The organism is Desulfomarina sp., assembly GCF_054039375.1.
The window spans coordinates 1-10,830 of record NZ_JBPLBA010000188.1; the positions used below are offsets into that span (position 1 = coordinate 1).

At 45.4% G+C, this 10,830-nt stretch carries 7 protein-coding genes and 1 pseudogene; 5 read left to right on the plus strand and 3 right to left on the minus strand.

The genetic code is table 11. The annotated features are described in order from the left end of the window. Positions 1 to 564 precede the first annotated feature (564 nt). The 4 genes from selA to ACXLDX_RS10920 all read left to right on the plus strand — a co-directional run bounded on the left by selA (position 565) and on the right by ACXLDX_RS10920 (position 6,059). Positions 565 to 1,977, plus strand: coding sequence for an L-seryl-tRNA(Sec) selenium transferase (selA, locus tag ACXLDX_RS10905; RefSeq protein WP_457577211.1), 1,413 nt, complete (start codon positions 565 to 567; stop codon positions 1,975 to 1,977). Continuing rightward, complete coding sequence (locus tag ACXLDX_RS10910; RefSeq protein WP_457577212.1) at positions 1,970 to 4,129, plus strand: tetratricopeptide repeat-containing diguanylate cyclase; 2,160 nt, start codon at positions 1,970 to 1,972, stop codon at positions 4,127 to 4,129. The genes selA and ACXLDX_RS10910 overlap by 8 nt, the downstream gene beginning before the upstream one ends. 29 nt (positions 4,130 to 4,158) lie before the next feature. After that, positions 4,159 to 4,842, plus strand: a complete 684-nt coding sequence (locus ACXLDX_RS10915; protein ID WP_457577213.1) for an LOG family protein — start codon at positions 4,159 to 4,161, stop codon at positions 4,840 to 4,842. A gap of 134 nt (positions 4,843 to 4,976) precedes the next feature. After that, on the plus strand, positions 4,977 to 6,059 hold the full coding sequence (locus tag ACXLDX_RS10920) for a type IV pilus twitching motility protein PilT (RefSeq protein ID WP_457577214.1): 1,083 nt from the start codon (positions 4,977 to 4,979) through the stop codon (positions 6,057 to 6,059). A gap of 21 nt (positions 6,060 to 6,080) precedes the next feature. Here the strand turns inward: ACXLDX_RS10920 and ACXLDX_RS10925 are convergent, their stop codons facing one another. Together ACXLDX_RS10925 and ACXLDX_RS10930 are read right to left on the minus strand one after the other, a co-directional pair. Then, positions 6,081 to 8,621 carry a DNA internalization-related competence protein ComEC/Rec2 gene (locus ACXLDX_RS10925; RefSeq protein WP_457577215.1) on the minus strand — a complete coding sequence of 847 codons (2,541 nt, stop codon included), beginning with the start codon at positions 8,619 to 8,621 and terminating at the stop codon, positions 6,081 to 6,083. Then, entirely contained in the window at positions 8,618 to 9,883 is a 1,266-nt protein-coding gene (locus ACXLDX_RS10930) for a 3-deoxy-D-manno-octulosonic acid transferase (RefSeq protein ID WP_457577216.1), read from the minus strand. The genes ACXLDX_RS10925 and ACXLDX_RS10930 overlap by 4 nt, the downstream gene beginning before the upstream one ends. Before the next feature lie 3 nt (positions 9,884 to 9,886). Here ACXLDX_RS10930 and ACXLDX_RS10935 point away from each other — a divergent pair, with 3 nt between their 5' ends. Then, entirely contained in the window at positions 9,887 to 10,648 is a 762-nt protein-coding gene (locus ACXLDX_RS10935) for a 16S rRNA (uracil(1498)-N(3))-methyltransferase (protein ID WP_457577217.1), read from the plus strand. Here the strand turns inward: ACXLDX_RS10935 and ACXLDX_RS10940 are convergent. Next, positions 10,639 to 10,830: pseudogene (locus ACXLDX_RS10940) on the minus strand (acyl-CoA dehydrogenase family protein); the annotation flags it as partial. The gene ACXLDX_RS10935 and the pseudogene ACXLDX_RS10940 sit on opposite strands and share 10 nt — an antisense overlap.

The following is a 10,830-nucleotide window of genomic DNA, read 5'->3' on the forward strand; positions in this document are numbered from 1 at the left end:
TATGTTGTTATTTAGTTTTCAAGGACCATCTCTCAACCCGCTTTATAAAAACGAATCGCGCGGTACAAGTTCCGCGGTGAGGCAAACAATTTAATGCAGATAAACTAAACTGTCAATCTCTTTGTTCCGTCATTTCATCTTTTGTTTCAACCAAATGAATCACCAGAAACACCCCGGCATCTCCAAAAGACCGCGGCAAACTACTTTATTACGCAACAGCCGTCAAGGGGAAAATGAAAGAAATGAGAAAAATAAAATTATCTTGTGGCTGAAAGGGCAATTATATAAAACATCGCTGACTGCTCACAAGTACTCTCCCAGCTTCTCACAACCTCTTTTGTCTGAATACGTAGGTAAAAGTGAATAAAAGAGTCTGCAGAATTATGCGGTGTCTGTGAGCAATTACAGCTCAAAAGTTATCAAATTATGGAGTTGTTGCCACTGTGAGTAGGTAAAAGCATTCGGTATATGTACGGATTATTCTTGGTTAGAATTTATATCCGTGTTAATAAAGCGTTTTGTCTCTTTTCATTGAGTATAGCATAACCAAAAATAACAAAACAAATGAATTCAAAACAAAAAAAACTTGCATCCCTGCCGAAGGTGGATGCCATTCTTTCTATTCTTGAAAATTCTGAAGATTTATCGGCCCCGAGGCGTTTAATCAAAACCGTTATTCGCACGACTATTGAGAGGGAAAGAAAAATCATACTGTCTGGCGGTAATGTTCCAGGGAGAACTTTGGAGGAATGGTTGGCACTGGTGAAACGAAATATTACTAAAAAACAGGAACCTAACCTTAAACGTATATTTAATGGTACAGGTGTAGTTGTTCATACGAATCTCGGTCGGTCTATTCTATCAACTCAATGTACTGAGAGTTTGACCAGAGCCGGAAGATTTTATTCAAATCTGGAGTTTGATCTTCAAAGCGGACAGCGCGGAAGCAGGTACAGCCTTGTAGAGGAAATCATCTGTGATCTTACGGGAGCTGAAGCTGCCATTGTAGTAAATAATAATGCGGCTGCAGTGCTGTTGGCTCTTGATACTCTGGCTAAAGATCGTGAGGTCATTGTGTCCCGTGGACAACTCGTGGAAATTGGGGGATCTTTCAGGATACCTGATGTCATGAAAAAAAGTGGGGCACATCTTGTCGAAGTGGGGGCCACCAACAGAACACATCTCCATGACTATGAAAATAGTATAACTCCTGAAACCGCTTTGTTACTTCGTGTGCACACTTCAAATTTCAGAATTATTGGTTTTACCTCAGATGTCTCGGCTGAAGAAATGGTTGAACTGGCTGGGAAAAAGAATCTTTTTACAATGGAAGATCTTGGTAGCGGATGTCTTGTTGATCTTTCCAGGTACGGTTTTCCCAAAGAACCGACTGTCCAGGAAATTGTAAAAGCCGGTGTGGATGTGGTGACTTTCAGCGGAGATAAGTTGCTTGGTGGCCCCCAGGCAGGAATTATTGTTGGGAGCAGTGAAGTTATAGGGAAAATCAAGAAAAACCCCCTGAACAGGGCACTGCGAATTGACAAGTTTACTCTCGCTTCACTGGAAAGTGTATTGCGGGAATATTATGAGACAGAAAATGCCCTTGCAAAAATTCCGACACTGGCCATGCTGACGGTTGGAAACAGTGAGTTGAAAAAAAGAGCTGTACGGATTCAGCGTCGTTTGAAAAAATCTGTACAGACCGGATGTGAATTCAAACTTGTGCCAACAGTCAGTCGAGTTGGGGGAGGGGCACTTCCCGAATACAGTATTCCTTCCTGGGCAGTGGTACTGACGCCGGAAAAAATGAAACTCAGCTCCTTTGAGAAGAAATTGCGCAGTCTCAAAATTCCTGTAATCGGAAGAATAGAGAATGAACAGTTTCTTCTTGATGTTCGCACAATAGGGGATCATGAAGTTGTGGATCTTGTCGGGCAGTTGGCGGGGTTTTTCAATGACGGGGAGCCGAGTGATTAAGAAAAAATTCCCACTGGCATCAGGGAACCAGGGACTGGTAAAAAAGGATTTCCTGCGATTTTCAAAGGCTTTTGCTGATATTCTTCTGGAAAAAGTGGTAACCGCGGAACACCTGGATTTTATTGTTGGTGAAAAGCAGTTAAAAGATCAATTTTCGGATGAATCCTGTTTAAATGAGCTTGTTGGAATTTTCCGGCAGGTCGTAGAGGATGGTCGCCGGATCGGCAAGGTTGATAATTTTCTCTTTCTACCTTTTGTCCTGTCGGATCAAAGTGTTATTACTGCATTATTTTCAGGGCTCGATCCTCTTTTCCTCAGGCGGGTTACTGAGGACTGGCTGTTTGATGTCAGGCGGGAAGCAAAGCGAAGTTTTCTGCTGCTTAAACAGGCCCGGATTGATGATTTAACCGGATTGTTCAACCTGTCAAATCTTTACTCTCTTCTGGATACTTTTTCATCTGCTCGAAATATTCAACTGCTTGTGGTTGAGATCCCCGGAAAGAGTATGACTTTCCAGGCAGCGAGCCGTCATTTACACAGATGCGTGGAAACTTTACGGGCATTTGTGCCGGAGAGGGCAATTCTTCACCATCTTGGCAACAGTATTTTCGCAGTTGTTACTAATCGCGACCACAAGGCCGGCAATACAGGTCTGGCTGCTTCCCTTGTGGCTTATCTGAAAAGAGAGGGATTCAAAAAAGTTCATATCGGTACAACATGTTCAACGACTGGAGATATAGAAGGGAAAAAGGGGAAAAATTTTCTTGATGAGGCATGGACGGCCCTTTGGGTTGCCCGAAAAAGAGGACCGTATGGTTTCTGTGATTTTGATCTGCTCGCCCATCCTGAAGCGCATCCTCTGGTTCGTCCACATGAAGGGCTTCTTCGGAAACTCAGGCGCTTGTGGCGACAGTCGGAAAGGTTTTTTCTTATTTATTTCCGCAGTGATGAAAAATGTTTTTCAATTGTCAGTGATATGAAGGTGCTGATTGACAGAGGGGAGTGTATTCCTGTCGATAATGATCTTCTCGTTTTTCTTGACGGTGAAAATGATGTCAAAGTATTGCAATGGACTGAAAATGTCCTGGAAAGTTACAGGAAAATTAAAAAAGGCAACACTGTTTCCGCTGGGATATGCGGTTTTCCCTATGCTGACTTTAAAAAAGGAGAAATTCCATATAACTGCCTTAAAGCATTGGAACATTCTTCTTTTTATGGTGACTGTTCAGCAACTCTTTTTAACGCCGTCAGCCTGAATATCAGTGGAGATATCTTTTTCGGTGATGGAGATCTTGTTCAGGCAGTAAAGGAATACAAAAGAGGGCTCTTATGTGATGCCGAAAATGTAAATCTGTATAACAGCCTTGGAGTAACCTATGCACTGATGAACAGACACAAACAGGCAGAAGAATGTTTTAAGAAAGGGTTGGAGCTTGATGCGGACAATTTTATGGCTTTGTATAATCTTGGCCTGGGAGAACTTGAGAAAGGTAGAAGAGAGGAGGCCATCACTTTTTTCAGGCAGGCGCTTGGCTGCGGGATTGATGAGACTCTGGATCAGTCTGTCCGGGAGGATCTGTGCATTCAGATTGGTGTACTTTCTTCGGAAACCGGCAATTATCAGGAGGGTCTGGATTTTCTTTTACCCCTCTATGAATCGTTTTCCGGATCTGGCAGAGCTGATCGGATTGTATATCATATCGGATTATGCCACTACGGACTTGGCTCCGCGTCCGAGGCCATGATGTGGTTGCAGAAGGCTTTGCGCATTGACGAGTTTGATCACCGGGCTTTGAATCTTCTTGGTAAAGTCTATTTTGAGAATGGGGAGGGGGCGGAGGTAGCTCTTTCTCTCTGCCGAAAAAGTGTGGAACTTCGTCCTGATCTGCTGGGGTACCGTATAGTGCTTGCCAGAATTCAGATTCATTGTGGATTGTTTCAGGAGGCAAAAGAGGTGCTTAAGCCTTGTCTGAAAGATAAACGTTTCCTTGTTGAAACCCGAATTCTGCTTGCCGGATGCTGTCTTGAGATCGGTCATGAAAGAAGGGCGTTGAACTGGTTTAATAAAATTGCAGAGCAGGAAGGAAAGCAGTTTGAGGAATATGTGGTGTTATCCCGTAACCTTCTGGGGAAGCGCCTGGATCCGCAGTGATTGGGAACTATTATAATGAGGGACAATAAATGGAAAGAGAAGAGAGAAGAAAGGTGAGAAGAGAGCATAAATATTGTCTGGATAATTCCGTAATTGGAGATTCGTGGCGGATGTTCAGAATAATGTCCGAGTTTGTTGACGGTTTTGATGCCATGTCGGCTATTGATGTTCCCGCAGTTACAATTTATGGTTCGGCCCGGACTCCACCGGAAGATAAATATTATCAGCTGGCTGATCAGATTGCAGGTGAACTGGTAAAGAGCGGTTATGGAATTATCACTGGCGGCGGTCCGGGTATCATGGAAGCCGCCAACAAAGGAGCTGCCGAAGCAGGAGGAGTGTCTGTGGGACTGAATATAAACCTGCCCCACGAACAGCAGCCTAATCCCTATTCAAATTTTGAACTGAATTTCAAATATTTTTTTGTTCGCAAAGTGATGTTCATGAAATATTCCATGGGGTTTATCTGTATGCCAGGCGGATTTGGCTCTCTGGATGAACTTTTTGAATCTCTGACACTTATCCAGACAGAAAGAATTAAACCGTTTCCAATCGTCCTGGTTGGCAGCAGATTCTGGAAAGGACTGGTTGACTGGATTGACGAGCAACTGCTTGGCTGCGGCAATATAAGTGAAAAAGATAAATTTCTCTTTAAAGTGATGGATGATGTGGATGAAATTGTGAATTATTTTCAAAAAACAATAGCTGTGTAGGTTTTTGATTCCCTGATGGCAGCAATACTCCTTCTGAAAAGTAGCAGAAAGAATCTTTGCTATCTTTTTTTGTTATGCTAAAATCAAGGCTGGAAAAAAGGTGTTTGTCTGAATAGTTATACTTGAGGAAAACTATGGCCCAGATTGATGGATTTTTTAAATTAATGAATGATGAAGGTGCTTCCGACCTGCATATGGTGGCCGAACAGCAGCCTCTGCTTCGTATTCGTGGAGATATGGAGCGGGTAAAATTTAAAAAGCTGGGCAATGATGAGCTCAGGGCCATGCTGTATGAGATCTGTCCCGAGGAAAAGATCAAGGTTTTTGAGGAAACCGGGGATGTTGATTTTGGTTATGAAATTCCTGGTCTGGCCCGATACAGGTGTAACTTTTTCCAGCAGAAATATGGCGTTGGAGCCGTTTTTCGGGAGATTCCCAGTGAAATAATGACCTGTGATCAGTTGGGACTGCCAAAGGTCATTGCCCGTCTTGCCCATCTGCCGAAAGGACTGGTTTTAGTGACGGGGCCGACAGGATCAGGAAAGTCCACGACTCTTGCAGCTATTGTAGATGAGGCCAACAAGACAAGGAAAGATCATATTCTTACCATTGAGGATCCCATAGAATTTGTCCACAGGAGTCAGAAATGTATTATTAATCACAGGGAAGTCGGAACCCATACCAAAAGTTTTGCATCGGCATTACGGGGGGCTTTGCGTGAGGATCCTGATATAATAATGGTCGGAGAATTGCGTGATCTGGAGACGATTTCTCTGGCCATGGAGGCGGCCATGACCGGTCACCTGGTTTTCGGTACCCTGCATACCATCAACGCCATGAAAACTGTTGACCGTATAATTGAGATTTTTCCGGCGAATCAGCAGGGGCAGGTCAGGTCCACACTTTCCGATGCCCTGAAAGCAGTAGTGTCTCAGACGCTTTTTAAACGGGTTGATATCAAGGGTAGATGTGCTGCCCTGGAAATCCTCATTGCTACGCCGGCTGTTCGAAACCTTATCCGGGACTCTAAAACATTTCAGATACTTTCCACCATGCAGACTGGGAAAAAATACGGTATGCAGACCCTGGATGATGCAATCATGGAATATCTGCAGAAAAAAATGATCAGTCCAGATGATGCTTATTCCAATGCCGTGGAAAAGGCGAAATTCGTAAAATTCTTACGAAAACCCCCATCAGATTTTACAGAAGTTTAAGGTCTGTATTGTTATTTTCGACTAATCGTCTGACCGTTCTCTGTTGATCAGATATCTTTTTATTCCACGTAATGGATTCCTGTCTCTTACGTTGTGGCCGAACAGGGCGTAACCGTCGTCATCGGAGACTATTTCGATGGTTCCGTATTGGGCAGTGGTCAACATGAGGATATCGTTTCTCCTGCAGAGTTGCTGGAGTCCAGGAGAGGGAAAATATTTCTTCCTTGTTTTTCCAGCCGATACAACCATGATTCGGGGACTGATCTTCCTGAGAAACTGCTCGGAATTTGAAGTTGCCGAACCGTGATGGGGAGAAAGAAGAATATCACTATGCAGGGGAAAACGCCTTTTTAAAAGTGAGTATTCGGTTTTTTTCTCTATATCGCCGGGAAAAAGAACAGAAAAATTTTCTCCGGCAGCCCGTATTATCAGGCCGTTGTTTTCTCCTTTTCTGCTTCCCGGCCAGGATGTTGTATTGGCAATACACTTCACTTTCCTGGTCTGTTCAAGAAATTCACCCTTTTTCGCCACTCTTGTCTCGATCATCCTCATTCTTGCTTTCTGCAGAAAGTGCTCGAAAAAAGGGTCATGTCCTGAATGAGTGTTTACCCAGATGACAGAGGGAGAAAAATGTTCAACGATAAACGGTAGCCCATTATAATGGTCTGCGTCAGGATGGGTGACGATGATTGCATCGATTCTGGAGATGCCCTTTTGCCAGAGGTAAGGGGCAATAACCTTTCTGCCTACTGTAGCTGAGAGATACGATGATCCCCCGCCATCGATAAGCAGTCTGTATCCCGACGGCAGGGTGAGGAAAGCGGCACTTCCCTGACCTACATCGAGAAAGGAGATAGAGAATTTTTTTCCAGTTGGCCTGATGTCGAACAGTGAGGGAACAAGGTAAAAGAGAAGGGTGCAGATGAGGGCGGATGCAGGTATTATATTGTTCATCCGGGTCTTTCTGCAGATGAAGAACATGTATAAAGAGAGATAGTAGGACAGGATCAGGGGTACAGGTGGTGTTGGCAGGTAGACATCTGAAAAGGGTAAGGCTGCAAAAAACTGTACACATTGTATAGCTGCTGCCAGGCCGTTGCTGCCTGTCTGCAGTAAAACTTCCCCTAAGGGCGGCAGAATAAAGAGAAAGGGGAGGGAGAGAAACCCAAACAGAAGGGACCAGAGGCAGATCAGTGGTTCAATGACAAGATTTGCAACAGGACCGACAAGGGATATCCTGTTGAAATAATAGAGTGATATGGGGGCAGTGGCCAGAACGGCAACCAGGGAGACCAGCAGGGCGGAACCAAGCCATGCTCCGGCTTTGGCCATGAAACTGCGTGAATGTTCAGTTTCTCTGGCAGATGATACAATTTTTCTCAGGCAGGGAAGAATAAAGAGGATGGCTGCAACCGCTGCAAAGGAGAGCTGAAAGGAGGCAGTAAATAACTGAAGAGGAGAAAAAACCAGGATAGCCAGTGCTGCACCACAGAGAAGCTCGGGTGAAGATTTCTGACGATCGATACAGAGGGCTGCAAGAACAATTAAGCTCATGATTACAGCACGGATAACCGGTGCGTTAAGTCCTGTAATTAATGAGTACAGGACCAGAATCGGCAGGGATAAGAGAGCTGCTGTTTTTTTTATTCTGAATTTGAGCAGGAGAGTTTCAGACCATTTCATGGCGTGATGGAAAAGGAAGAAGAGGAGCACTCCCAGGATACCCATATGAATACCGGAAATTGCCAGAACATGCATGACTCCAGCGGCTTTGAACTGTTCCTGCAGGCTGTTGTCCACTCCTGACCGGTCTCCGAGAAGAATGGCCCGGTAGAGTCCAGCAAGATTCGGGGCAATTGTCCTGGTGATTTTTTCGGCGATGTTCTGTCTCAGTTGTTCTGGAAAATATTTTATTATTTCGACAGCTTTTTTTTTATTTGCCAGTTTCCGGACAAAGAGCGGGGTGCGGATTTTTCCAGTAATCCAGATATTTTTTCGGGCGAGATAGCGGCTGTAATTAAAGCTGCCGGGTGAAAGGTAGCCTTGCGGTCGTTTCAGCTCGGCCCGAATGACGAGACTGTCTCCCGGCAATATACCTTGAGGCCATTTCCCGGAAAGTCTCAGGAGGATACGGCCAGAGGCTGGTGTGAAAAACCGTTGGTTTTGAAACTGGAGGGAATGCAGTGAAATTATAATCCTTGTAATGTCTCCAGACTTTAGGTGTTCAGGCATGGTTTCCAGGATTCCTGCAAGAATGACTTCCCGTTTTTCTGTAATCCTGTTGTAAATATGATTCGGATCATTCGGAGGATGTAATCTTTGTGAAGCCTGTTGCAGGCCTAGACCGAAAAAAAGGAGGAGTATCAGCCAGTACACGGACCTGTTGCGTTTCTGTAAATGAACAGAGGCGGTCAGGAAAAGAAAGAGGAAAAGAACGCCTCTGACGGGGAAGCCCTCCGGGGGGAACCGTTCAATGAATAAAGTGGAGGTGATACCCAGGATAAAAGCCAGAGTTATCGAAGGCAGCAGGTGATACGATAAAAGAGAGAAAAGGCGACTCACATCAGTTTGTTTATTATTTTCAAGTGGTTGTCTATGACACCTCGTTGGTGCATAATACATTGCCGGGCGGCAGTGCCATATTCTTTTCGTTTGCTGTCTGAGGCTAGAAACAATTCAACAGCTTGTTGCAGTCCGTCCCCGTCCTTCACCTGCAGCCCTCCACCGGCCTTAAGCAGGGAGAGGGCAATTTCATGAAAGTCACTCATATGTGGACCAAATATAATCGGGATGCCGAAAATGGCAGGTTCCACAGGATTGTGCCCCCCGCTGTTGACAAGGCTGCCACCGATAAAGGCGATATGGGAGAGTGAATAAAAATCGATGAGTTCTCCGATGGTATCGAGCAGGAAAATGGCTGAACGGGAACTGTTCATCGCTGTTCTGCATTCGATATCAAGGTGAAATGATTCCGCAAGGGAACAAATTTCCTTTTTTCTGTCCGGGTTTCGTGGAGCGACAATCAGTAAAAGATGGGGGAAACTGGGGCGCAGAGCTCTAAAGACCTGAAAAAGTATACCCTCTTCGCCGGGATGAGTTGATCCTCCAATGAGCAGTATTTTTTCTGATGGAAAGAGGGTCTGTAATCCGTTTGTCATCGGATTGTCCGGAATTTTCGTGTCAAATTTGAGGTTGCCGGCTGTTTTAATACGTTTTTCCGCTACTCCAAGGACATTCATGGCCTTTGCATCGGCTGCAGTCTGCATGAAGAGGCAGTGAAAAGAGCAAAAGAGCGGTTGGAAGAAAAAGCGGAATCGCCTGTATCCTTTCATCGATTTTTCTGATATTCTGCCGTTGACCAGAACCGCAGTAATGTTTTTAAGACGCAGGTAGCCTAGTAGGCCCGGCCAGAAATCGGTTTCCACCAGGATGAACAGTATTGGTTGTATGCGATGGACAAAAAGTGCAACGACCGGCAGGAGATCGATGGGCGAAGGAATAATATGGTCAACAAGATCAACTGCCAGTTTACGGGCGATTGTTTGTCCGGAGCGGGTTGCAACGGAAAAAACAATCCTGTGGCCGGGATGGTCTCTGCGCAATCCTTTGAGGAGAGGGATGGCCGAGGTGACTTCCCCCACTGAAAGTGCATGGACCCAGATGGTTTTTTGACCAGGCTCAGCCGCGGGGATAATTGCCGGCAGGCCTGCCCCGAGGCGGGCAGGTATCCGTCCCCTGTACCTGGGGATTACCATGGCCGGGATGATCAACAGTAACAGTAGCGGCAGAAGAAGAAGCTGCAATAAACAGTAAAATATGAACATGTTATGAATATTATCCTGGTCTCATCAGAGGAAATAACAGCCGGCCGTATTCGTCTGGGTGATCACAGGGCTGAACATATTGTCAAAGTCCTTCGTTCCGGGCCGGGAGATATTGTCAGGTTTGGTATTATAAACGGTGGCAGAGGAAAAGCAAAGATTCTTGAGTTGAAAAGAAAATTTCCTTTTTCCGTAGACTTGCAGGTGGAAATCCTTGGGGGAGGTGACGCGCTTTCACCGATAGACCTTGTTCTGGCCCTGCCGAGGCCTATCATGCTGAAGAGAGTATTGAGCCAGGTGACTGCCATGGGGGTCGGTACAATCCATCTTATTCAGGCAAACCGGGTGGAAAAAAGTTTCTGGCAGTCATCCATTGTAAGCAGGAAGGAGTTTTTGCCATTTTTACTCCAGGGCCTTGAACAGGCAGGAGCCACAAGGGTGCCGGAAGTTGTTGTTCACCGTCGTTTCAGGCCTTTTATTGAGGATTTTTTCCCAGACCTCAGGAAATTGTATGGTTCTCTTCTGCTGGCTCATCCTGATGGGGTAAGCACTCCGCAGGAGGAGCTCTCGGCAAGGATTTCTCCTGAACGGGTTCTTCTGGCTGTTGGCCCGGAAGGAGGATGGGTTGATTTTGAAGTGAGAAGATTTCTGGAGCAGGGTTTTACCCCCTGCTCCATTGGCGAGCGGATTCTCAAGGTTGATACAGCAGTGATTGCCCTTCACGCCCGTATCAGTCTGTTGCTTGAACAGTTGTCGGTTCATCGGTAGACTGCTATTCCAGTTACCTTTTCTCCAATGATCAGTGTTTGCATATCATGGGTACCCTCGTAAGTGTAAACAGATTCGAGGTTGTTGGTATGCCGTATGATTGGATATTCTCCCATTATGCCGTTGGCCCACCAGCATGGTCCGGGCCGTATGGGTAATATCAAGAGCAATTTTAACTGTCA

Excerpts from the sequence above, each read along its gene's own strand:
- selA (WP_457577211.1), top strand. The coding sequence starts at position 565 with ATGAATTCAAAACAAAAAAAACTTGCATCCCTGCCGAAGGTGGATGCC.
- ACXLDX_RS10915 (WP_457577213.1), top strand. The coding sequence starts at position 4,159 with ATGGAAAGAGAAGAGAGAAGAAAGGTGAGAAGAGAGCATAAATATTGT.
- ACXLDX_RS10920 (WP_457577214.1), top strand. The coding sequence starts at position 4,977 with ATGGCCCAGATTGATGGATTTTTTAAATTAATGAATGATGAAGGTGCT.
- ACXLDX_RS10930 (WP_457577216.1), bottom strand. The coding sequence starts at position 9,883 with ATGTTCATATTTTACTGTTTATTGCAGCTTCTTCTTCTGCCGCTACTG.
- ACXLDX_RS10935 (WP_457577217.1), top strand. The coding sequence starts at position 9,887 with ATGAATATTATCCTGGTCTCATCAGAGGAAATAACAGCCGGCCGTATT.